Here is a 22,938-nt window from a genome sequence, read left to right as displayed (position 1 = left end):
CGTTTCATCTTTGAATAAAACATTACACTTCTTCCGGATCAATCGGTAACACACATCGGAAGATCGTCCCGTGAGTCGGTCCAAGTTCTGCACTGATTTCTCCACCGTGCGAGTCGATAATATTCTTCGCAATCGCAAGGCCGAGGCCGGTACCGCCCTTCCCTCTAGTACGGGCTTTATCCGCCTTATAAAATCGTTCGAAAATATAAGGCAGATCTTCCTTTGGAATGCCGCTTCCTGTATCGGAAACCGCAATTTCAATTATATCTTTCCCTTTTTCGACACAGATCGTAACTTCTCCTCCATCCGGCGTGTGGCGAATGGCATTATCAATTAAATTGGTGAATACTTGTTCCAGCCGGTCCTCGTCTGCAACTATTTCAATTTCCTCCACCGGTTGGAGCGTGAGCGACACGTTCGCATCCCTCGCCACCTGCATGAACTTATTGACGATCCGTTCCAAGAAATGAACAACATCGACAGGAGATTTGTAGAGCCGCATATGCCCTGATTCCATCCTTGCCAAATCGAGCAGATCAGTTACCAATCTGCTCATCCGCTTGGATTCATCGTGGATGATCTGCATAATTTCATTCCGTTCCTCATCACTGGAAGTGACTCCGTCCAGAATCGCTTCACTATACCCTTGCAGCATGGAAATCGGTGTTCTCAATTCATGCGATACATTGGCGATAAAATCGGAACGGAGTTTATCAAGCTTGTGCTGGTCTGTCATATCCCGGAACACGGCGACAGCTCCTCGAATACTGTTCTCACTATAAAGAGGACTGATGGAAACCCCATAAAATTGGCCGTTCAGCTCTAATTCTTCTTCTACTTCCTCGGCAAACGTGATAACATGTTCCAGCATATGAACAATCTCAGGCGGTAAGATCTTGGTGGAATCATTTGCAGCCTGGTACCATTTCTGCAAAATTCGCTCTGCCTGCGGGTTATGGAGCAGGATCGAATAATCGCTATTGAACGAAATGACAGCGTCTGTCATGGAAGTAAGGATACTGGAAAGCTGGCCTTTCTCCTGTTTAATCAATTCTACTTGGAATTTTAATTGTTTCCCCATCTGGTTGAAAGCGGTTGCCAATTGCCCAATTTCATCGTTTTGCAAGACCGGCAGCCGGGTGTCAAAGTTCCCTTTGGATAATTCAAATGCCGCCTGTTTCATACCTCTTAACGGGGAAGTAATCCGGGTAGATAGGAAAAAAGCGAAGAATGTCGTCAAAACAAAAGCGATAAACGCTGATAAGAAAACAATATGGGTTGTGCTTTTTGTCGTTCGGTGAACGGCATCCAGGCTCTGATAGAGAACAATCGATTGCTTGACATTTCCCGTTTCATAATAGGGATATGTCAATACAAGAAACTTCTCCATCACATCTTGCTCCCGTAAGGAGGGCAGAATCATTTCCTTAACGGACTTCCCATCCTTTTGTCCCGATTGAAATAAATTCGGCTCATCTAAAATCTTTCGTTCAATGCGTTCTTCATTCAAGCCGTTATGAAACGAATAAAGGACGTCCTTGTTGGAATCAACGATCAACGCATTTGTTTCATCTCCGAGCACATCCTGTATGATCAGCCGCATCGCAGTTTCATCATCGTGATCTACAATGATTTTCCCAATAGTGGCTGCTTCCCTTCTAAGCGAATCCTCCGCTTGCTTTGTATGAAAGTTATCAAGGAATTCAAGGAGCAGAACGGTCACAATGAATAATACAAATGAAACGAGAAGCAATATGGTTGCCCATAGCTTCCCGACGATTGAATTCCATATCTTAATCATTTGGTACCTCGAATTTGTAGCCGACGCCCCAAACGGTCACAATCATTTTTGCGGCACGCTCAGATACTCTGCTCAGTTTTTCGCGCAGGCGCTTCACATGCGTATCGACCGTACGAAGATCACCGAAAAATTCATAATGCCAAACTTCTTTCAGCAATTGTTCCCGATCAAAGACTTTATCAGGCGCCTTCGCCAAGAAATAGAGAAGCTCATACTCTTTCGGCGTCAAGTTCACTTCGTTTCCTTCTGCTGTTACCCGATGTGCATCGTGGTCGATCGTCAGCTGAGGGAAAACGACAAGATCCTTGGACGCGGTCGAAGAAGAAGTTGCGTTTTGGAAACTCGATCTGCGCAAAATCGCTTTGACACGAAGCACCACTTCTCTAGGACTGAACGGTTTGACAATATAGTCATCGGCCCCCGTCTCAAATCCGGTTACCCTGTCGGACTCTTCCCCTTTCGCTGTTAATAAGATGATTGGTGTCTGGTCCTTTTTATCCCGAATTTCCTGCAATACCTCAAAGCCATCCTTTTCAGGCATCATCACATCTAGCAATATACAGTCATAACGATTCTCTTCAAATTTTTCAAGAGCTTCCGCCCCGTCCATCGCTTCATCGATTTGAAAGCCTTCTCTCGATAGATACATATTTAAAAGACGGCGAATTCTTTCCTCGTCATCGACGACTAATAACCTAACATTTTCTTCCACTGGCTAAAACCCCTTTCATCTTGCTGCTATCTCCATTGTACAAGTCACGAAGGAAAAAGAAAAGCTTCGGACAACCGTTGTGCTACAAGGTGTGAACAAGATTTGATAGTGTTCCTTTCTAACGGCGGACATTCGGTATATAACCCTTTTTTGATTACTGCCTATCAAGCAGGGGGGTAAACTTTGTGCTGTGTCTGCTTTTTACTGTAAAGGCTGTAGTTAAAATCCGGGTTTTCTTCTACAGGGGAATTAATCCCGGGAGATTCTTATTTCAACTGCAGATAGACGGTTATATTTATAGATAGTTTATACGCTATTTTTTCAATACTGAGGATATGTACAGGCTGTTGCTTTCCGTTTCGGCGCTCGCTTTCCGCGGGCATGGCTTGAGTCTCCTCGTCCGCTTCGCTTCCTGCGGGGTCTCAAGGCTCATGCTATTCCCGCAGGAGTCGAGCGCCTCCACTCCAAGCAACAGGTGCTTATGAATAACTAAATAAACCTTGCAAATACTTGTTTATTTGAATTGCTATTAGCATATCCAGTTACAAAGCTTCGGCAGATTCAATATTATACAAAATGTTGTAATTGAATAAGGAGAAATGCAACCTTGAGAAATGTATACATACATTGACCTCAACCTTATGAGACTTACTGACTTTAGCACACCTTGGTAATCAATCTCCTTTTACAACCGATAGAAAATGTGCTCAAACAGATCCATGCCTGATCACTGCATTTATTATTTAAAAAAACCTTTGATTAGAGCGAATGCTGGCTACTTCAGCGGGAACCCTGGTCGGTGCATAGCGAAAGCCGTTACGAAGGACGGCTTTTGCGACAAAAAGTAGAGCGTTTGGAGCAAGAGCTGTTCGATTGGCTGAAACCTTGCCCGCAGAAAGCATCCAGTCTTAGCGGAAATCAAATTTTTATTGGTTCTTTCATTATAAAAAAGGACTGTAGACAAAAGGGTTGGAAATCAAATTGATTTCCAACCCTTTTCCTGTTTTTTTAATGTTTTTTGCGAGAATGAGCCCTACTACTGTTCTAATTTCCTTCTGATTACGCCATGGCTGGCGTTTTCCATGTCCAGCTGGCCAACTTCTTAAGATTCAAGGCAGCAAAAGTCAGCATCGCCTGCATGGACAATTTTTTTAGCCCCCGTAGGGTTGTCCACCGCATGCCATGCTTTTCTTTGGCGTCTGCAAAGACACGTTCAATCGTCTCTTTGCGCTTCCCGTATATTTCTTTGATCTCATGGTGATGTCTCAAATCTTCGGCTACATCTAGGTAATCCTGCCAGATATGTCGTTGAATGATTTTCTGCTGATTCTTACTTTGTGCACATTGACTGATCACCGGGCACGATGCACAAATAGATGGTGTCGAGGCGTACTGACGGTACCCCTCTTTTGTGGTCGTCCGGTATGGTAGGACTTGTCCGTCCGGACAAATATAGCAGTCATAGTATTCGTCATAGACATACTCGTTTTTTCGGAAGAAACCATTCTTGGTCATCGGCCGCTTATAAGGAAGCACGGGAAGTATCTGATTCTCAAGTAGGAAGTTCGCAATCGCAGGTGTCTTGTAGGCTGCATCGGCGGCAACAGCTACAGGTCGCATCCCCTCGAGTATGATTTTCCGTACCAGCGGCTCAAGTAGATGACTGTCGTGAACATTACCTGGGGTCACCATATTGGCAAGTACGAATCCCTTTTCATCCGTGGCTGCGTGGAAAGAATAGGCGAACTGCTTGGTCCGTTCGTCCTTTACATAGTAGCCGCTCTCCGGGTCTGTTGTGGACTCTTTTATCTCCTTGTACTCTTCCTTTTCAAACTTATCCAGAGGGAACGGTTTCTTCCCTTTCTCCTCCCTGTCCATGTTGAGCTCCATCTGGAGCTTCTTCTCATAAGCACGCGTTTCTTTACGAACGACTTTCTTTTCGAATTTCCTCTTGTTTGCGCTCGCTTTTACATGGGTGGAATGGATGAAGACGTGTTCCGGGCTGAGAAGCCCACGATCTGCCACTTCCTTCAGTACCCGATAAAAGATCTGTTCAAATAAATCCGTATCTGCAAAACGACGGATATAGTTCTTTCCGAATGTGGAGAAATGGGGCACCTCTGTATGGAAGCCCAAGCCGAGAAACCAACGGTATGCCATGTTCGTTTCAATTTCCTTGATCGTCTGGCGCATGGATCGGATGCCGAAAGTATATTGAATGAATGTCATCTTGATCAGCACAACAGGGTCGATACTAGGTCTTCCCACTGTCGAGTACAGGTCTTCAACTAATGGATAGATGAACGAAAAATCAATGGCCGCATCCAGTTTACGGACCAGATGATCATGAGGCACCAACTGTTCAATGGTCAGTATGTCTAACTGTTCGCGTTGATTCATCTGATTCTTCGTCATCATATCCATCACCTCACCATTATTATAGAGACACTGTTGATTGAAGCGGAGGCTGGCGACTCCTGGGGGAACAGCACGAGCTGAAGACCCTGGACGGAGCGCAGCGAAAGCCGTCACGAAGAACGGCTTTTGCGACAAAAAGCAAAGCGTTTGGAGCATAAGTGCTGCCTTAATTTCTGTAAAACCCAGAAATTAAGGCAAATCGAACCCTTCGCTGTTCGATTGGCTGAAGCCGTGCCCGCGGAAAGCGTCTAGTCGTAGCGGAAATCAACATTTTCTATTATTACTTCCATTGTAAAAGAAAAAAGACTGTAGGCAAACTCCGTAATTTCTCGAGTTTGTCTACAGTCTGAAAGGACTGTGCAGTTTTTACACTGCACAGTCCTTTTACTCATTTCGCGTAGGAATGCAATCCGGCGAGAATGAAGTTTACGAAGATCAGGTTGAACATGATGATGATGAAACCGATCACCGCCAGCCAAGCTGAATTTTTTCCTTCCCATCCGCGGGATAAGCGGAGATGGAGGAATGCTGCGTAAAACAGCCAAGTGATGAGGGCCCATACTTCTTTCGGGTCCCAACCCCAGAATCTTGACCAAGCTTCATGTGCCCAGATCATCGCAAAGATTAACGCTCCCAAAGTAAACACTGGGAAACCGATTAAAACAGAACGATACCCGATTTCATCCATGAGTTGTGAGTTAGCTCTCTTCGCAAGCGGCTGGACGAACTCGGCAAGCCGTTTCCTTACAATTAGACGGAGCAGCCCATAGAGGATAGAACCAATGAACAGAGACCAAACAAATGTAGTTAATGTTTTACCATTTAGAATAGCCGGTAATTCCACCCATGGTTTCATCGTATCAGGCGATTTGGCTACCGATTCATTCATCCCGAAAAGCGGCGGATAATTGTATACGATGGAAGCAGGTTTGTCGTTTTTATCGATGTAATCAAATTCGGCTTCATAGCCGGCCAATTTGAATGTACTCGAAGATAAGACAAATCCAATAACTAACATAATGACAAACATGACAAACTCGATCCAGAAACGTTGTCTGGACTTCTTAGACATATCAATGTTCTTCAGCAAGTAAATCAAACCTGCAACGGCACTGATAGCCAAGATGGATTCACCAAGCGCTGCAGTAATAACGTGAATCGTTAGCCAATGACTTTGCAAAGCAGGAATCAAAGGCGTTACTTCCTTCGGGAACATGCTAGCATAAGCGATGATTAAAATCGCAATCGGCAAAGCAAAAAGTCCGAGAGACGGTGTGCGGTACAAGAAAAAGATTAGGATGAAAGCACCGACCAACATCATTCCAAACGCTGTAGTAAATTCAAACATATTACTAACCGGGGCATGTCCCCCTGCTATCCATCTCGTAATGAAATAGCCGACATGTGTCAGGAATCCGATGATCGTTATGAAGATTCCGATGGTCCCCCATCTATTGTTCTTATAGGAAGCCTCCGATTTTGCTCCCTTGACCGCTCCTCCGAAGAAAGCGGTCGCAATTAAATATGCTATAAAGGAAATTTCAAGCAAAGTTGCACTTATATTAGCTAATCCCATTATGATTCAGCTCCTTCCTGTCGCTCATCTTTCGACTCTTTGTCTTGTCGATCCACATAAGCAGGCAACTCTGATGTATCTTTCACGACGTTTAATTCCTTTTTCAGAGAAAACCAGTTCTTATTCGTATGGGCCGCCACTAAGAGTTGCTGATCTGCCCCTTTTTGAATCCAAATTCTCCGGTGATTCCAATAAGAACCCATAATGACACCAATCATAAAAATGATTCCGCCTAATAGCAGGATATATAATGTTTTGTCCTTGCGTATTGTAAAGCCCGAAATATCACGAGTATCTGCGCTTACAAATTTTACTTTATACGCATTTTCTTCGGTTTCCAATGTTTGTTGAATCGCAACAAAACTTTTTTCTCCCTTTGGCTTTTCAGGCGTTGTCATCTTAAAGATAAATGCAGGGTTATTCGGAATCGGTGATTTGGAAACTGGTTCACCGTCTTTAATACCGTCGTAATCGGCATAATACTCCAGTAATTCAACCTTCGCGCCGTTATCTAACTCATACGTTCCTTTTGGATCATCCAAATCGATTGTAAACTGCCCGAATGACTTATCAGTCGATTTCTCAATCAATTGCATCGTCATGGATTTCAACTCACTTAATCGATAATCCATTTGGAAAACATTGTAACCATCAAACTTAAGCGGCTTATTAACCACAATCGAATAGTCCTTTACAAACTCCAAGTCCTCAGAACCAGGCAAGGAACCTTCTTTTTCTTTATACAGTGTTACGTCTGTCTGGAAGTTTTTCACGATCGGTCCATTGCGATCCAGAGCTTCCCCAAAGACAGCATTAGCATCTTCTTTCGTATACGTTTCTAATTTAAAATCATTGCTTTTCAAGAAATAGCCTGGCGCACCGGTAATATTTCGGAGTTCCCCTTCACGGATCCACATCGTTTCATCCACATAGAAACCTGGAATTCCCCGTAATAAGACGCCAAACAAGAAAATAATAAGTCCGGTATGATTTACGTATGGGCCCCAGCGTGAAAAACGGTTCTTCTCAGCGAGAATGGCTCCGTCTTCCGTCTTGACGTTATATTTCATTTCCTTCAGGGCAGCTTCTGCTTTTTTCAATGACTCATCTGGATTGGCTGCTTTGCCTTCACCAAAGATCCGTTGGCGTTTCATAAAGGACACATGACGTTTCGTCCTTTGCTTTTTTAACGATTTATAAAGCGGAACGACACGGTCTACACTTGCGATGATGATGGATGTTCCCAGCATGCCGATAAGGATTTTAAACCACCAGCTGTTGTACATATCATAAAATCCAAGCTTGTAATAGAGTGTCCCGAAAATACTATACGTTTTTTCATAATAAGCCAGGTATTCGGCGTCCGTGGCGTTGACCGAAGTGACTGGCGCATATAGCTTCTGAGGAAAAATGGTACCGATTGCAGAGGTTACTAATACCGCAACAATAATACTGACCCCAACTTTGACGCTCGAGAAAAAATTCCAGATCTTATCAATGATCGACTTGTTATACGTCTGAGATCTCCTGGCCGATCCTTCATATCTCATATCGACAACTTGACTTTTTTCTGCTTCTTCGGTCAATGGCCGGCCACAAGACTCACATAAGATAGTGCCGAATGGGTTTTCATGGCCGCATTGACATTTGATTTTACTCATAGCTAACGTACTCCTTATCAGGGTTGGATACTTTCCATATACGACTTGATTTCCTCCTTGGACATTTCACTCTTTAGAATTTTGACGATCTTGCCGTTTTTATCGATCAAGAAAGTCGTTGGAAGCGGCTGGATATTGTATGCTTCCTTCACATCTTTTGTTTTGTCAATCAAGACTGGGAATGTCAAATCGTATTGATTACGGAATGATTCCACCTTCAGTTTTGGTTCTCCGACATTAACGGATAACACGTGAACCCCTTTGTCCTTAAATTCCTTGTAATAATCTTCAATAAATGGCATCTCTTTTTTACAAGGAGGACACCAAGTTCCCCAGAAATTCAGGAACACTCCTTGTCCTTCATAGTCAGACAGGCGGTGTTTATTGCCTTCCAAGTCAACGAGCTCAAAGTCAGGTGCTTTGTCCCCTACTTCCAGTACTTTCACTTTGTCTTTTGAAACAATGGAAAAAATTATTGCAGATGCCAGCAATATGAGGACGACAGCTCTGATGATCAAGCGTTTCGTTTTTTTATTCGCCTTGGCCACTGTTCAGCCTCCTAACGATAAATGAGTTCTAAATTCGATTATAACAAATGAAACATGTTAAAAAAGTTGAAGTCGTGATAGCTTTGTGAACATTTAGGGAAACTCAGTTACCGATTTTGCCTGTCTCCGCCAGGACCCGCAGCTGTTTCACTTCATGGGTGGTCAATTCGCGTGCTTCGCCCGCATTCATGCCATATGTCGTCAACGTGCCAAATGACTCCCTCTTCAACTTCAGAACCGGGCAGCCGATTGCATCGAACATGCGGCGCACTTGCCGGTTTCTGCCTTCATGAATGGTAATTTCAACAATGGCGGTACCTGTTTTTTTGTCTACCGATTGCATCTTCACCTTCGCTGGGGCTGTCATTCCGTCTTCGAGTTCAATGCCCCGCTCCAGTTTTTTCAGCAGTTCCCGGTTCGGGATGCCTTTTACCTTTGCGACATATGTCTTATGGATTTTAAATTTCGGATGCGTCATCAAGTACGAAAACTCCCCGTCATTCGTGAGCAGAATGACACCGGATGTATCATAATCCAGCCTGCCGACAGGGAAAATACGTTCCTCGACTTGAGGAAGCAAGTCCAGTACCGTCTTTCTTCCTTTGTCATCTTCAACCGTCGAGATATAGCCGCGAGGTTTATAAAGCAAATAATAAACATTACGTTCTTTAACCAGCTCTACGCCTTCCACTTCAACTGAATCGGATTTGGAAACCTTCGTACCCAGTTCCCTAATGACAACTCCGTTCACTTTCACTTTACCTTCCAGTATGAGTGTCTCCGCTTTTCTGCGAGAAGCAACTCCTGCCTGTGCCAATACTTTTTGTAGTCTTTCCAAACTTCGTCACCTTCCTTCTTTCCTCAAAAAATTATGTCACACTTCCATGAAAATGAAAAGAAGACTGACCTAAAGAAGGCAGTCTTACGGAATTTGTCATAATTATGACGTATTTAAGTAAGTAATATTGATTAGATGTTCATTTTATTATTATTGATGAATAGTAATATCGGTTGTGATGATTGGCTGATGATCAAAGGAAACTGTCCATGAGCCGGTGCTGATTTTCTCTTTACCGCGAGGGATCCTGACAAAATGAGTGATCCGTTCTTTTTCATCTGGCGATAAAAGTACTTTGATCGGTTCATCCAATTCTCCTTCAACGCCTGGCAGTATGGAATATTTCCCTTTCTTGGCGACCGTCACTAAATCATAATCTTTGAATGTCTGATTGGCGAGATCCGTATGATCCTTCCAGTCGTCTCCATCATTCAAAGTTACGATAATTATTTTCTTTCCATCCCTCTCGAAGTAAGTGGCCAATGTACGGCCTGCCACTTTCGTAAAGCCGGTCTTTCCCGCTATAACATCGGGATTAGTATGAATGAGGCGATGTTTGTTGCTCCAGCTCCGAACATCCCCATCCTTTCCCTTGTAAATATAGGACTTGGAAGAGGCGATTTTCCTGAATTCATCATTTTGCATGGCGAAATAAAGCATTTTTGCTGTGTCATAAGCTGTTGATAGATGTTCATCATGGTGAAGACCTGATGGATTCATAAATTTCGTATCCTTCAGCCCATAATAAAGGGCTTTTTCATTCATCATATCGACAAAGCCCTCCAACGATCCCCCCGCATGTTCCGCAAGGGCATAGGCCGCGTCATTGCCTGACCTTAGCATAAGTCCGTGCAGCAATGCTTCACTTGGCATCTTGGCCCCTTGTACTGTATAGATGGACGAGCCCTCGGCAGAAGCTGCTTCCGGTGAAATGGTAATATCGCCCGAAGCCCCGCTTTCGACAAACGTGAAGGCAGTCCAAATTTTTGTCAAACTCGCAATCGGCAATCTCGCATTCTCGTTGTGGCCTTGCAATAGTCTTCCCGTCTCTGCGTCAATGACCGCCCACGCCTGCCCAGAGGCCGCTTCCTTCGGTGTTGCAGCAAAAAGAACAACTAGAAAAAGCACGACAGCAAATGCTCGCCTCAATCAATGATTCCCCCTTCATCTTCTTGCATATTAAACGCTTCTTGGAATTTCGTCATGAATAAATCGGTATCTTCCTGCTCCCCTTCCTCTACTTCGGTCAGCGGCGGCAGGCCGTCGATCGACTCCAGTCCGAAACGGTCCAGAAACAGCTCGGTCGTCCCATAGAGAATTGGACGGCCGCTCCCTTCCAGTCTCCCTTTTTCCATAATGAGCCCTTTGGCAACCAGTGTCTGCAACGGGCCTTCTGACTTGACCCCGCGCAAATCATCTATTTCCACACGGGTGACAGGCTGTTTATAAGCGATGATGGCCAGCACTTCCATTGAAGCTTGTGTCATGGATTTAGGGGAAGGATTTTCAAGCATCTTGGTGATGTCGCCTGCAAATTCTCCTTTTGTGACTAATCTGTACCTCCCTCCATATTTCCGCAAGGTGATCCCAGCATCCTGGCGATTTTCATATCGATCCTGCAATTGATCGAGCAGCGTTTCTGCGTTCGCTTTCGTGGAATCAATAATTGCTGCTATTTGATCGGGTGCTAGCCCATCATCACCGGCAACAAATAGTAAACTTTCAATTCTTCCGAGCATCACTTCGTCTTCATTCATTTCCGCTGCCCTCCTGTCCAAAAGAAATTGTTAATTGCTGAAAGTTTTCATTCTGCCAAACTAGCACGTCCATTCGCTTCATCAACTCGAGCAAGGACAGAAAAGAAACGACCAGATCCGTCAGATCCCCTTCAACAAATAGTTCATCAAAATAGCAAGTCCCGCCTTTTTTCTTCAGTATGGCGACAATGTCATCCATTTTCTCATCTACGGATAACTCCGCCTTGCTGATACTGGCGGTAAGCGGCACCCGCAGCCGTTTCCGTTGTAGCATTTTCTGAAACGCTCCAATCAGATCAAACACATTCAGCTGTTCATCTGGTGGAGGAGCAGCCACTTCCCCGTAATTAGATAGATCTTCGGGCATTTTCGTGAAATGAATAGCCCGTTCGTCAGCAGATTCCTTTAATTGATTTGCCGCTTCCTTATATTTCTTATACTCCATCAGCCGGGCAACCAATTCTTCCCGCGGATCTTCTTCAAACTCGAAATCCTGATGTTCGTCCAGTCCATCTTCCTCGTGGACCGGCAAAAGCATTTTACTCTTGATTTCAATCAATGTCGCTGCTAATACTAGGTATTCACTTAATTCATCCAATTGAAGGACTCGCATCGTATGTATGTGTTCGATGTATTGGTTCGTCAATTCCGCCATCGGGATATCATAGATATCTATTTCAAGTCGGTTGATTAAATGCAATAATAGATCAAGAGGCCCTTCAAAAACCTCCAGCTTCACTTTATAGGCCATATGCCCATCCCACCCTAATTACGAAATTGATAGATGTACCGGAAGGGAGAAGTACAATGCACCCATACCATCATCCACTGTTTATACATTTTATTGTTTATTTCAACCGGAATCAAGATTACTTTGAATGTCATGAAGTACTTGAGGAATATTGGAAATCCATTCCTGGAGCTGACAAAGAGCATCCCCTCACCGCTTTCATCCTTCTGGCAACCGGTTTATATCATTGGCGGCGGGGCAATTTCAAGGGGGCTATCCGCACACTCGTCAAAGCAGAAAGACGAATGCTCGCATTCCCTCCTTTATTCCGCCGAGAAATTGATTTTGAACAGCTTTTGCACGATCTGAAGCATTCGATCGAGTCCGTTCGCGCGGAAAAACCTTTTAGCGCATTTCCACTTCTTCTGCACTCCGGCACGCTGCTCACAAGTACTACGTCGGCTGCATCTCAAATGGATCTGTTGTCTGCAAACAGCAATGCTATCATTCATAAACATATGCTAAGAGACAGGACTGATATTCTCATAAGCAGACAAAAAAAGAAAAGGGGCAGAAATTAATCTGCTCCTTCCTTTTCCATACACTTTTTCATGAATCGTTCTGTCTGCTCAGTGCTTTTGCATTCCAAATCCGGAAAAAGTTCATGCAGCTTGGACACCATTGCTGTGCCAATTCCTTCTCCCCGGTAGGATGGATTGACAGAAAGATGCTTGACCGTGTAGGCGTCATCTTCCAATTCAATCCCTATCACACCGATATAATCGTCATGATCTTTCAATAGAAATAACTGGGATTGTTCATCCGTTTCATATTGTTGCATCGTTTCCTGCAATTTTTTCACGGATTTCTCACCCGGCATATAGGACAGTAATCCCATGGCGATTTTCTCATATGCTTTTTTATACCGTAAAAGTATCAATTGAATCCCTTCTTTTCAAAAATCCTTTGTTTTTCTACAGATAAAATAAACCCCGGTCAGCAATCGGGGGTCAACAGAAATGACCGAACACGAACTATACTCACCCTTACGCCGAATGGCAGGAAGAGTGCTGCAGGATCCGCTTCGTATCATGCAACCCCTTTCTAAGATGTTTTACAGGATGCCTACAAACAGATTATGGAATTTATTAAGTTCATTTTATCGTACAAGAATGGCAAAGGTTTTTCAATGAGCGAGAACGTTCATTTATTCGGTCCGGCAAAAGGGGCAATAAAGTACCAGTACACGACACCCCATATGGCCGCTGCCAAAATGATGAAAAGAAAAAGCATGACATTACGGCGTCTCATATTCTCTCCTCACGCCCAACCTTCTGAAGTGGAATATCCAATCGGATAATATCTTCATAAGTCTCCCGGCGCACAACAAGCTGATGTTCCCCATTCTCACAGAAGATAATTGCCGGCCGTTGAAGACGATTGTAATTGCTTGCCATCGAATACGTGTAGGCGCCTGTACAAAATACTGCTACCAGATCGCCTTCCTCCAGCTCAGCAAGATATGCATCTTCAATCAGCTTATCTCCTGATTCACAACATTTCCCGGCAATCGTAACTTTATCGGTGTGCGGCTCCAGCATTTTATTCGCCGTTGCTGCTGAATATTTCGCACCGTACAACGCAGGCCGGATGTTGTCGGACATGCCGCCATCCACTGCCACATAAGTGCGGACATTTGGTACTTCTTTTCGGCTTCCTGCCGTATAGAGTGTTGTACCTGCATCCCCGACTAAAGAACGCCCCGGTTCAATCCAGACTTCCGGAAGCGGGTACTGATGCTTCCTTGTCATAGAAAGAATGACGGATTCCATCTCTTCAACATATTGAGAAGGATGCAGTGGCGCATCTTCCTCCGTATAACGGATGCCGAAACCGCCGCCGAGGTTTAATACGGGACAAATGAACTTAAAACGCTCCCGCCACTCGACCATCTTATTCATCAATGCTTCCGCCGCCAGACGAAATGCATCTGTTTCAAAAATTTGAGAACCAATGTGGCAGTGCATGCCTAACATCGTAAGATAGGGATGATTGTACAGCTGCAAAAATGCATCCTCTGCCTGTCCATTATTCAAATCGAAACCAAATTTAGAGTCTTCTTGCCCAGTCGTAATATAATCATGTGTGGATGCATGGATGCCAGGCGTTACGCGCAACAAAACATTCATATTTTGTTGTCTGGACTCCGCAATTTCCTTCAGCAATTCAATCTCTGAAAAATTATCGACGACGATGCAGCCGATCTTTTCGTCAAATGCAAATTGCAGTTCTGTGTAGCTCTTGTTGTTGCCGTGAAAATGAATCCGTTGCCGTGGAAAATCAGCCGCCACTGCAGTATACAGTTCTCCGCCCGATACCACGTCTAGTGAGAGGCCGAGTTCAGCAGCAATTTCATAGATCGCGATAGATGAAAATGCTTTACTCGCATAAGCAACTTGCGCAGGAATCCCCATTTTCTTGAACGAATCAATGAATGCGGCCGCCCGTTCCTTAAACAATTCAATATCATAGATGACGAGCGGGGTGCCATACGTATGAGCAGCGTCCACTGTATCAACCCCGCCAATCGTCAAATGTCCTTTTTCATTAACAGATTGCGTTCCGTAAAGATGCATATCACATTCCTCCCGTCTTTTCGTTTCTCCTTAGTAAACCATAGAGAAACTTTACCATAATAGAGAGGGAAGAAGCAATCTACGATAGCCTATTTCGATTCGGAGAATCGGTAATGAACGGCCTTGGCGCATCGTTCGTCATCGGATATCGGATCAGCACCCGTTTCATCGCATTCGGGAAGAATGGGACAAGCGGCCACATGTATGGCATGCGCATTGGATGCAAAGAGCATAAGTAATAAAAGACAACCGCGACTCCAAGGAAGAATCCTGGAGCGCCAAATATGGCGGTGCATATTAAGAGGAACAAGCGGAATATTTTCGTCGTTATACTCAATTCATAAGAAGGAATCGCAAACGTCAGGATGGCACAGACAGCCACATAAAGGACCACTTCTGCCGTAAATAAACCGACATCGATAGCCACTTGTCCAATTACAATGGCAGCGACCAATCCCATGGCCGTTGTCATTGGAGAAGGAGTATGAATGGCTGCCATCCGTAATATTTCGATTCCTACGTCAGCAATAAGTATTTGTACGAACAAGGGAATTTCCCCTGCATCATTCGGTCCAATATAGTTTAAGGCGGCAGGCAAATAATGCTGCCTGCTGGCTAATAAGTACCAAAAAGGCAGAAGGAACAGACTGGCTGCCGTACCAATTAACCGCAGCCATCGGACAAATGTTCCAATGAACGGTGCTTGCCGGTATTCCTCCGCGTGCTGTAAGTGATGAAATAAAGTGATCGGCACCATTATGACGGAAGGAGATGTATCCACAATAATGGCGATATGGCCTTCCAGCAAATGGGCTGAACAAATATCGGGACGTTCCGTGTAACGGACAAATGGCATTGGATGAAATCTTTGTTTAAACAAAAACTCCTCCAATTCCTTATCTGTCATAGTCAGCCCGTCATGTTTCACTTTGTCCAACCGTTCTCTTACGTAATTCAGATGCTCTTCACTTACCGCACCCTTAATGAAAGCGATAGCGATATCGGTCTTGCCATTTGCAGATGTATGATGCATCTCGAAACGGAGATTTTCCGTTCGCAGCCTTCTCCGGATTAAAGCGGTGTTTAATACGATATTCTCCGTAAATCCGTCTCTCGATCCACGGATTACTTTTTCGGTATCCGGCTCTTCTGGCTGTCGGCCGGGATAACTTCGGATATCTCCAATAAATGCGAATCCATCTGGCATGACAAAGCCCACTTGGCCACTCAAAATAGCAGTCAAAAATTCATCGCGGTCTTTGGCATCTGTCAATGCATGGTACGGAAAATAAGTTAAAAATCCTTTTGGATCTTCCCGATGGGCTTCTCCCGTCTCATAATTTTGCTGCATCTCTGTTAAAAGAGTGGTAATAATCGAACCGTCAACAAGGCCATTAATATAAAATATTAATGTTTTCATTCCCCAAAGATGAACCGTTTTTGCTGTGGCGTCATATGTCTCTTCTACGCCAAACAATTCCTGGAACCACTGCTCGCCTTCTTTAGTCGATTCGAATAATTTTGACATTCTTTAGTCTGCCCTCACTTTTAATTCTGGCTCCTCCGACTGAGAAAGTACTGGTCCCATCCAATTTTTTAACTGGGCCAGGATTTTCTTTTCCAGGCGGGATACCTGCACTTGTGAAATTCCGATCCGTTCAGCAATATCACTTTGTGTATAGTCCAAGTAATAACGCATGTAAATGATCGTTTGATCCCGCTTGCTCAATTTGGAAACGACATCACGCAGTGGAATATGGTCAAAGACGCGCTCAGAGCGGTCGTCACGCAATTGATCCATCAACGTGAGGCTGTCCCCTTCATTTTCATATAATTGTTCATGAAGCGACGCCGGATCTCGCAGTGCATCCGAAGCTAGAATAACTTCGTCAACTGTAACATCGAGCACTTCCGCGATATCGGAAATGGATGGTGATTTTCCATGGTTTTTTATGAAATTATCCGTCGCATGCCGTATTTTAAAACTGAGCTCCCGGATGGATCGGCTCACTTTCACCATTCCATCATCACGAAGAAAACGCTGGATCTCTCCAACTATCATTGGCACGGCATACGTAGAAAATTTTACATCATACGAGAGGTCGAATTTATCGATCGATTTCATGAGTCCGATACAGCCAATTTGAAACAGGTCTTCCAAATCTGCTCCTCGAGAAGCAAAGCGCTGGACAATAGACCAGACGAGCCTCGTATTTCCTTCCACCATCAGCCGACGTGCATCTTTATTGCCATTTTGTGATTCTTGGATGAGCAACCTCATTTTTTCCTGAGTCAGCAGCGTGTCTTGTTTTTCAAGGGAAACGTCCATAGGTCACCTCATACTGCTTGCTTCCGTCACCGGAGAAAATGTTTTTTCGAACTTCACTACAGTTCCATGCCCAACCGTAGATTCGACTGTTAATTGATCCGAGAAGCTTTCCATGATCGTAAAACCCATTCCGGATCTTTCCATCATTGGCTTGGTCGTGAACATAGGCTCCATCGCCTGCTCTACATCAAATATTCCGTTGCCTTCATCTTGCACGGTCATTGTCACTTTGTTTTCATCCATCACTGCATGGATTGTCACCAAGCTCGTGCCATCACATTCATACCCATGAATAATCGCATTGGTCACCGCTTCCGATACGATAGTCTTAAACTCTGAAATCTCTTCAAGAGTCGGATCAAGCGGCGTTATGAAACAGGTCATCGCCATTCGAGCCAGCGCCTCGTTTTCTTCAATTGCGACAAAAGATAATGTCATTTCATTTCTCATGTAAAACCCCTCCGATTTCACCTAGTGCAGTCTCCACCGTGCAATGTCTGATCATTGAACCTAAACCGGAAAAATTGAATATTTTCTCCATCGTGGCTGACGGATTCAGAATGACGGTCTCTCCGTTATACGGCACCAGGTCCCGCATTCTTCCGAGAATCAGGCCGATCCCCGCGCTATCCATGAATGCTAACCTTTCCAAGTTCCAGATAATCGCTCTTACTTGTCCGGCATAAATCGAAGAGGAGATCGTCGAACGGATCCGGTTTGCTTCATGATTGTCCAACTCTCCAGATAATGTAACCACAACAATTCCATCAATAGTATTAATCTCAGCCATGCTGAATCCCTCCCTGTAGCGGAACATTCAACATCCGTCAGGCGAAATCCTTCCACGTGACAGAACTAGTCATACTACTTTCCAACCTTCTAAATTTCGACACGAATCTGTTACGTATTCAAGCATGTCCATTTCCTAAATCTTTTACACATGTTGGGAAAGAAATTGGAACTTATTGAATGTCTGCAGCTGGCAGCCGCTATTTAGAAACAATAATGCGGCCATGAAACTCCATTCATTTGCAGCAATTGGCAGTATGCAATAAATGAGATTGGTGTCGAAGCGTGGATTTTTGTACAAAAAGAAAAACTGTGAAACACACAATGTGTCTTCACAGTTTCCAATTATTCTTTAGTTTATAATCGTTTTATATATTAATGTTGGTTTATCCACTTGCTCCTGGCCGATATGAATATGCTTTTGAAGCATCTCAAGTGAAGCTGTGACATCTGTCCGGTTGGAATGGATGACCGCAAGAGGTTCCCCTTTTTCCACTTGATCACCAATCTTTTTATTTAAGACAATTCCAACTGCCAAGTCAATTTCATCTTCTTTTGTTGCTCTACCGGCACCCAGTAGCATCGCCGCAACACCGATTTCGTCTGCTTCCATCTTGGTAATATAACCGGCTGCAGGTGCAGGCACTTCAATTTGGTAGTCCGCTTTCGGCATTAGATCCGGATTGTGTACAATTTCAGGATTGCCGCCTTGTGCTGCAATCATTTCGCTAAAAAGTTTAAGAGCTGAGCCGTCTTCAATGACTTTCTCCAGCATTGTTTTCGCTTCTTCCATGGAAGATGCTTTTCCGCCTGCCATGATCATTTTGGAACCGAGAGTGACGCATAGTTCCGTCAAATCATCCGGTCCTTCCCCTTTTAGCGTATCGATCGCTTCTTTCACTTCCAGCGCATTGCCGATCGCATAGCCGAGGGGCTGATTCATATCCGAGATGACCGCCATCGTCTCTCTGCCCACTTGCTTTCCAATCGCAACCATGGCGGAGGCAAGCTTCTCAGCGTCTTCCAACGTTTTCATAAAAGCGCCTTCGCCTGTCTTGACGTCTAAAACAATCGCGTCGGCTCCCGCTGCGATTTTCTTGCTCATGATTGAACTGGCAATTAGTGCAATACTTTCCACAGTCGCAGTGACGTCCCGAAGGGCATATAGTTTCTTATCTGCCGGTGTCAGATTGCCGCTTTGCCCGATCACCGCCAGTTTCAATTGATTTACCTGGTTGACAAATTGTTCTTCTGTCAGCTCAATATGGAATCCTTCAATCGACTCCAGTTTATCTAGCGTCCCGCCAGTATGGCCAAGTCCACGTCCGCTCATCTTGGCTACCGGAACACCGCATGCCGCTACTAACGGTGCAAGGATCAGCGTCGTCGTATCTCCAACACCGCCAGTTGAATGCTTGTCGACTTTGATTCCTTCAATTGCAGACAAATCAATCTGGTCGCCTGATTCGACCATCGCCATCGTTAAGTAGCCTTGCTCTTCGGCATTCATTCCCGAGAAGTAAATCGCCATCAAAAAAGCGCTCGCCTGATAATCTGGAATGGAACCATTCGTATAGCCTGTCACAAAAAATGTAATCTCTTCTTTTGAAAGGACTTCTCCATTTCGTTTCCTTTCAATAATATCCACCATCCTGAACAATCAAATCACACCTTTTCAATTAATGAAGATAAGAAGCTTTCACCGAACTCAGGCAGTTTGACGCCAAAATTCTCCGCAATCGTCGCCCCGACATCCGAGAAAGTGTTACGTAGCGGCAATTCGCCGCCTGAAGCAAAGGAAGGCGAATAGACTAATAAAGGCACATATTCTCTCGTATGGTCAGTGCCGCTATGGACGGGGTCATTGCCATGGTCCGCAGTAATGATTAACAAGTCATTTTCCCGGAGCGCACCGAGAATTTCCGGCATCCGGGCATCGAAATCCTGCAACGCATTGCCATAGCCGATCGGATCTCTCCGGTGGCCGAATAACGCATCAAAGTCAACTAAATTCGTGAAGCTCAGTCCACTGAAGTCCTGCTTCATTTCTTCCACGAGCTTATCGACGCCATCCATATTGCTAGTTGTACGGACAGCTCTCGTCACGCCTTCGCCATTAAAAATATCAGAGATTTTTCCCACTGCTATGACGTCATAACCTGCATCCTTCAGTTCATTCATCACAGTCCGGCCAAACGGTTTCAGTGCATAATCATGCCGATTGGAAGTCCGAGTAAAATTACCCGGCTGGCCAACGAACGGGCGGGCAATGATGCGTCCAACCAGGAATTCTGGTCGCAGTGTCAGTTCCCTTGCAATTTCACAAATGCGGTACTGTTCTTCAATTGGTATTATTTCCTCATGGGCAGCTATTTGCAGCACAGGGTCAGCCGATGTGTAAACAATAATTGCCCCTGTCTTCATATGCTCCTCACCAAGCTCATCTATAATAGCCGTACCGCTTGCCGGTTTGTTTCCGATCACCTTGCGGCCTGTTCTTTCTTCTAGCTCGTTGATGAGTTGTTCCGGGAAGCCTTCCGGATAGACTTTAAACGGCTTATCGATATTGAGACCCATCAATTCCCAGTGACCTGTCATCGTATCTTTGCCGACAGAAGCCTCCTGCATCTTTCCATAGAAAGCAGTAGGCGATTCCACTGCTGGAACCCCTTCAATCTCTTTAATATTGGATAATCCCATTTCAGCCATATTAGGCATATTTAATCCGCCCATCCGCTCCGCGATATGACCGAGCGTATCTGCTCCAACGTCTCCAAATTCCGCGGCATCTGGCGCTTCTCCGATACCGACAGAGTCAAGTACGATCAGGTGTATTCTTCCAAATTTCTTGTTTTCCATATAATAACATCCTCCTCAGTAAATACATACTGCCCACCTATTTCACGTTAAATCGCTTTCATAACGAATATATCCTTCTCCTAAAAGCATCGCTTCATCCACCCATAGATTATTTTAGGCACGCGGATGGTACTTGACGTAGACATCCTTCAATCTAGCCCTGCTGACATGTGTGTAGATTTGTGTCGTTGATATATCCGAATGACCTAACATTTCCTGCACCGCCCGCAGATCAGCCCCATTTTCAATTAAATGAGTCGCGAACGAGTGACGTAATATATGGGGGGTCAGTTCTTGCTGGATACCTGCCTCTGCTGCATGGCCCTTTAGTATCTTCCAACAGCCTTGGCGGGTCAACCGTGTGCCCCGCATGTTCAAAAACAGTGCATCGGCCTTTTTCCCCTTCAATAACTCAGGGCGAGCCGTCTCCACATACATTTGGCAAGCCCGGATCGCTCCTGCCCCCAGCGGGACAATTCTCTCCTTTGAACCTTTCCCGAAGATCCTGACAAACCCCATGGACAAATGTAGATCTTCCATATTGAGTCCAATCAATTCGCTGACCCGCATTCCTGTCCCATACATCAATTCGAGTAGAGCGACATCCCGTTTTCCCAGTGGTTTCGAGGAGTCAGGTGAATTGATTAGCGCATCAATTTCAGATATTGAAAGAACACGAGGCAATTTCTGTTCCAATTTCGGCATTTCTAAATGGACAGTAGGGTCATGCGTCGATACTTTCTCCCTTACGAGAAATTGATGAAAGGAGCGGATTGAAGAAATATGTCGCGATATGGTTCTTGTTGACTTTCCAAGGTCTTTTAGCTTCTGAAGATAAAGAAGGATAACTGCCCGGTCAATCTGCTCAATTGATTCGTACCCCTGCCCTTCCAAATGGAGGATATAATCCAACAAATCTCGTTGATAGGATACGAGAGTGTTTTTCGCAAGCTGCCTTTCTACCCGCAGGAAATGTAAATAGTCCTCTAGAGCAAATCTGGCATCTTTCAAAATGGCTCCGGCTGTTTCCAATGGTATCCCTCCTTTTTTCTTAAAGTAAATGAAGGCTTGTCCTCGAGTCGCACACACGGAGCTTTACTTGCTCCAGTGGAAAACAAGAGCCTTGTCCACTATGTATACGCTAAGGGAAATACAGAACGAAACGACAAAAGGGATAGCATAGCGCCATCCCATATCACTTCTTTTTGTCGGGGCCTGCAGTTCGGCATCTTTTACATATGCCGTGGAATGTAAGCCAATGATCTTTTACGTTGAAGCCATATCGGCTTTCCACGATCTTCTCGACATCTCCTAATAAATCTTCTTGGATTTCGTCCACTTTACCGCATTCAAGACATATTAAATGATGATGAAAACGAGAGGCACCTTCCTGGCGCAGATCGTAACGCGAGACCCCATCTCCAAAATTTATTTTATCGACGATTTTCAGTTCGGTTAACAATTCCAATGTACGGTAAACTGTAGCAAGGCCAATTTCAGGTGCTTTTTCTTTTACTAGAAGAAATACGTCCTCTGCACTTAAATGATCTTCTTCGTTTTCCAAAAGGACCATAACGGTCGCTTCCCGCTGTGGCGTCAACTTATAGCTGGCCCCGTGCAGTTGTTTTTTTATCCGTTCTATCCGGCTTTCCATACGACGCCCCCCTCAACACTGAAACCATTATAGCAAATGGTCAATCCGTGTGACAACAGAAAGGAAAACACCAGGACAGGATGACGATCTATTTAATGAAGATTTGGTAAATAAGCGCCTCCACAATTTGAATACAAACAAAAAATGTAAGCAAAACAGGCAGCGGACGTAAATTCCGACGCTTGCGGGAATGCATTCTCTCAAAATATGGAGGGCTTAGCACCACACAATATATTAATAGCAGAAAGCATATGATGAATTGGAAAGGAAACCACCAAACAGCATACTGGAACATGCCCATACCTGTTGAAAGCAAGTAAGAGGATGATAATCCGAAGATAACACCCTTCAATGCGCCAATCAGCAAAACAATGGGACGAGTCCTCCGCTGGATCGAGAAAAGATAAGCGACAGCGAAAAACAATACAACCGACAGCAATGTCCATAAAATAGACGCTTCCTGATCAATGATCCTTCTATCTAGGAAATATAATAAGCTTTCTGATGCTTCTACACTAATTTCCCGGAAAAGCAAAGCACCTCCGATATAACCAATGGACAGTATGACGAATAAATGGATGAGAGATAAGGAGCGGACCACGAGATGCACCTCCGTTTCATTTGTACACC

General features: G+C 44.6%; 22 protein-coding genes. 1 reads left to right on the top strand and 21 read right to left on the bottom strand.

Features of this window, described 5'->3' with window-relative positions; genetic code table 11:
• Nucleotides 1–22: 22 nt before the first annotated feature.
• The 10 genes from ACSW3C_RS04505 to ACSW3C_RS04460 all read right to left on the bottom strand — a co-directional run bounded on the left by ACSW3C_RS04505 (nt 23) and on the right by ACSW3C_RS04460 (nt 12,062).
• A complete protein-coding gene (locus ACSW3C_RS04505; RefSeq protein ID WP_486561103.1) occupies nt 23–1,801 on the bottom strand; it encodes an ATP-binding protein in 1,779 nt (592 codons plus the stop codon).
• Nucleotides 1,794–2,513, bottom strand: a complete 720-nt coding sequence (locus ACSW3C_RS04500) for a response regulator transcription factor (protein ID WP_238083838.1) — start codon at nt 2,511–2,513, stop codon at nt 1,794–1,796. The genes ACSW3C_RS04505 and ACSW3C_RS04500 overlap by 8 nt, the downstream gene beginning before the upstream one ends.
• 1,059 nt (nt 2,514–3,572) lie before the next feature.
• Entirely contained in the window at nt 3,573–4,931 is a 1,359-nt protein-coding gene (locus ACSW3C_RS04495; protein WP_486561102.1) for an IS1182 family transposase, read from the bottom strand.
• Between the two features lie 388 nt (nt 4,932–5,319).
• Complete coding sequence (gene ccsB / locus ACSW3C_RS04490) at nt 5,320–6,507, bottom strand: c-type cytochrome biogenesis protein CcsB (protein WP_486561101.1); 1,188 nt, start codon at nt 6,505–6,507, stop codon at nt 5,320–5,322.
• Nucleotides 6,507–8,168 (bottom strand): cytochrome c biogenesis ResB family protein, encoded by a 1,662-nt coding sequence (locus tag ACSW3C_RS04485; RefSeq protein ID WP_486561100.1) that lies wholly within the window; start codon nt 8,166–8,168, stop codon nt 6,507–6,509. The genes ccsB and ACSW3C_RS04485 overlap by 1 nt, the downstream gene beginning before the upstream one ends.
• A gap of 17 nt (nt 8,169–8,185) precedes the next feature.
• A complete protein-coding gene (resA, locus tag ACSW3C_RS04480) occupies nt 8,186–8,716 on the bottom strand; it encodes a thiol-disulfide oxidoreductase ResA (protein ID WP_486561099.1) in 531 nt (176 codons plus the stop codon).
• Between the two features lie 103 nt (nt 8,717–8,819).
• Nucleotides 8,820–9,554, bottom strand: coding sequence for a pseudouridine synthase (locus ACSW3C_RS04475; protein WP_486561098.1), 735 nt, complete (start codon nt 9,552–9,554; stop codon nt 8,820–8,822).
• A 150-nt stretch (nt 9,555–9,704) separates the two neighbouring features.
• Nucleotides 9,705–10,703 carry a D-alanyl-D-alanine carboxypeptidase family protein gene (locus tag ACSW3C_RS04470; RefSeq protein ID WP_486561097.1) on the bottom strand — a complete coding sequence of 333 codons (999 nt, stop codon included), beginning with the start codon at nt 10,701–10,703 and terminating at the stop codon, nt 9,705–9,707.
• The gene (gene scpB, locus ACSW3C_RS04465; protein ID WP_486561096.1) at nt 10,700–11,311 is read right to left on the bottom strand and encodes an SMC-Scp complex subunit ScpB; all 612 of its coding nucleotides are present in this window, start codon (nt 11,309–11,311) and stop codon (nt 10,700–10,702) included. The genes ACSW3C_RS04470 and scpB overlap by 4 nt, the downstream gene beginning before the upstream one ends.
• Nucleotides 11,304–12,062: a segregation/condensation protein A gene (locus ACSW3C_RS04460; RefSeq protein WP_486561095.1), complete on the bottom strand. Its 759-nt coding sequence runs from the start codon at nt 12,060–12,062 to the stop codon at nt 11,304–11,306. The genes scpB and ACSW3C_RS04460 overlap by 8 nt, the downstream gene beginning before the upstream one ends.
• A gap of 56 nt (nt 12,063–12,118) precedes the next feature.
• On the opposite strand from ACSW3C_RS04460, the gene ACSW3C_RS04455 reads away from it, so the two are divergent.
• Nucleotides 12,119–12,622 carry a DUF309 domain-containing protein gene (locus tag ACSW3C_RS04455; protein WP_486561094.1) on the top strand — a complete coding sequence of 168 codons (504 nt, stop codon included), beginning with the start codon at nt 12,119–12,121 and terminating at the stop codon, nt 12,620–12,622.
• Here ACSW3C_RS04455 and ACSW3C_RS04450 read toward each other — a convergent pair.
• The 11 genes from ACSW3C_RS04450 to ACSW3C_RS04400 all read right to left on the bottom strand — a co-directional run bounded on the left by ACSW3C_RS04450 (nt 12,619) and on the right by ACSW3C_RS04400 (nt 22,909).
• A complete protein-coding gene (locus ACSW3C_RS04450) occupies nt 12,619–12,978 on the bottom strand; it encodes a GNAT family N-acetyltransferase (RefSeq protein WP_486561508.1) in 360 nt (119 codons plus the stop codon). The two genes, ACSW3C_RS04455 and ACSW3C_RS04450, sit on opposite strands and share 4 nt — an antisense overlap.
• 370 nt (nt 12,979–13,348) lie before the next feature.
• Entirely contained in the window at nt 13,349–14,677 is a 1,329-nt protein-coding gene (gene lysA / locus ACSW3C_RS04445; RefSeq protein WP_486561093.1) for a diaminopimelate decarboxylase, read from the bottom strand.
• A gap of 79 nt (nt 14,678–14,756) precedes the next feature.
• The gene (locus ACSW3C_RS04440; protein ID WP_486561092.1) at nt 14,757–16,205 is read right to left on the bottom strand and encodes a spore germination protein; all 1,449 of its coding nucleotides are present in this window, start codon (nt 16,203–16,205) and stop codon (nt 14,757–14,759) included.
• Nucleotides 16,206–16,208: 3 nt separating this feature from the next.
• The gene (locus tag ACSW3C_RS04435) at nt 16,209–17,006 is read right to left on the bottom strand and encodes a SigF/SigG family RNA polymerase sporulation sigma factor (protein WP_486561091.1); all 798 of its coding nucleotides are present in this window, start codon (nt 17,004–17,006) and stop codon (nt 16,209–16,211) included.
• A gap of 3 nt (nt 17,007–17,009) precedes the next feature.
• Complete coding sequence (spoIIAB, locus tag ACSW3C_RS04430) at nt 17,010–17,456, bottom strand: anti-sigma F factor (RefSeq protein WP_486561090.1); 447 nt, start codon at nt 17,454–17,456, stop codon at nt 17,010–17,012.
• Entirely contained in the window at nt 17,446–17,796 is a 351-nt protein-coding gene (locus ACSW3C_RS04425) for an STAS domain-containing protein (RefSeq protein WP_248511122.1), read from the bottom strand. Before ACSW3C_RS04425 ends, spoIIAB begins: the two co-directional genes overlap by 11 nt.
• A 351-nt stretch (nt 17,797–18,147) precedes the next feature.
• On the bottom strand, nt 18,148–19,446 hold the full coding sequence (locus ACSW3C_RS04420) for a pyrimidine-nucleoside phosphorylase (protein ID WP_486561507.1): 1,299 nt from the start codon (nt 19,444–19,446) through the stop codon (nt 18,148–18,150).
• Nucleotides 19,447–19,460: 14 nt separating this feature from the next.
• Nucleotides 19,461–20,654 (bottom strand): phosphopentomutase, encoded by a 1,194-nt coding sequence (deoB, locus tag ACSW3C_RS04415; RefSeq protein WP_486561089.1) that lies wholly within the window; start codon nt 20,652–20,654, stop codon nt 19,461–19,463.
• A 114-nt stretch (nt 20,655–20,768) separates the two neighbouring features.
• On the bottom strand, nt 20,769–21,665 hold the full coding sequence (xerD, locus tag ACSW3C_RS04410) for a site-specific tyrosine recombinase XerD (RefSeq protein ID WP_486561506.1): 897 nt from the start codon (nt 21,663–21,665) through the stop codon (nt 20,769–20,771).
• Nucleotides 21,666–21,849: 184 nt separating this feature from the next.
• Nucleotides 21,850–22,308, bottom strand: a complete 459-nt coding sequence (gene fur / locus ACSW3C_RS04405; protein WP_184206555.1) for a ferric iron uptake transcriptional regulator — start codon at nt 22,306–22,308, stop codon at nt 21,850–21,852.
• 88 nt (nt 22,309–22,396) lie between these two features.
• Nucleotides 22,397–22,909, bottom strand: a complete 513-nt coding sequence (locus tag ACSW3C_RS04400; protein WP_486561088.1) for a hypothetical protein — start codon at nt 22,907–22,909, stop codon at nt 22,397–22,399.
• Nucleotides 22,910–22,938 lie beyond the last annotated feature (29 nt).

The sequence above is a fragment of the Sporosarcina sp. AD_1 genome (assembly GCF_057373025.1).
The sequence above is the reverse complement of the archived record's forward strand: the minus strand, read 5'-3'. Positions and strand labels throughout refer to the sequence as shown.

What these genes read in the sequence shown, in the direction of transcription:
- ACSW3C_RS04505 (WP_486561103.1), bottom strand. Translation starts at nt 1,801, where the DNA reads ATGATTAAGATATGGAATTCAATCGTCGGGAAGCTATGGGCAACCATA.
- ACSW3C_RS04495 (WP_486561102.1), bottom strand. Translation starts at nt 4,931, where the DNA reads ATGATGACGAAGAATCAGATGAATCAACGCGAACAGTTAGACATACTG.
- ccsB (WP_486561101.1), bottom strand. Translation starts at nt 6,507, where the DNA reads ATGGGATTAGCTAATATAAGTGCAACTTTGCTTGAAATTTCCTTTATA.
- ACSW3C_RS04485 (WP_486561100.1), bottom strand. Translation starts at nt 8,168, where the DNA reads ATGAGTAAAATCAAATGTCAATGCGGCCATGAAAACCCATTCGGCACT.
- scpB (WP_486561096.1), bottom strand. Translation starts at nt 11,311, where the DNA reads ATGAATGAAGACGAAGTGATGCTCGGAAGAATTGAAAGTTTACTATTT.
- ACSW3C_RS04460 (WP_486561095.1), bottom strand. Translation starts at nt 12,062, where the DNA reads ATGGCCTATAAAGTGAAGCTGGAGGTTTTTGAAGGGCCTCTTGATCTA.
- ACSW3C_RS04455 (WP_486561094.1), top strand. Translation starts at nt 12,119, where the DNA reads ATGCACCCATACCATCATCCACTGTTTATACATTTTATTGTTTATTTC.
- lysA (WP_486561093.1), bottom strand. Translation starts at nt 14,677, where the DNA reads ATGCATCTTTACGGAACGCAATCTGTTAATGAAAAAGGACATTTGACG.
- ACSW3C_RS04440 (WP_486561092.1), bottom strand. Translation starts at nt 16,205, where the DNA reads ATGTCAAAATTATTCGAATCGACTAAAGAAGGCGAGCAGTGGTTCCAG.
- ACSW3C_RS04435 (WP_486561091.1), bottom strand. Translation starts at nt 17,006, where the DNA reads ATGGACGTTTCCCTTGAAAAACAAGACACGCTGCTGACTCAGGAAAAA.
- spoIIAB (WP_486561090.1), bottom strand. Translation starts at nt 17,456, where the DNA reads ATGAGAAATGAAATGACATTATCTTTTGTCGCAATTGAAGAAAACGAG.
- ACSW3C_RS04425 (WP_248511122.1), bottom strand. Translation starts at nt 17,796, where the DNA reads ATGGCTGAGATTAATACTATTGATGGAATTGTTGTGGTTACATTATCT.
- ACSW3C_RS04420 (WP_486561507.1), bottom strand. Translation starts at nt 19,446, where the DNA reads ATGGTGGATATTATTGAAAGGAAACGAAATGGAGAAGTCCTTTCAAAA.
- deoB (WP_486561089.1), bottom strand. Translation starts at nt 20,654, where the DNA reads ATGGAAAACAAGAAATTTGGAAGAATACACCTGATCGTACTTGACTCT.
- fur (WP_184206555.1), bottom strand. Translation starts at nt 22,308, where the DNA reads ATGGAAAGCCGGATAGAACGGATAAAAAAACAACTGCACGGGGCCAGC.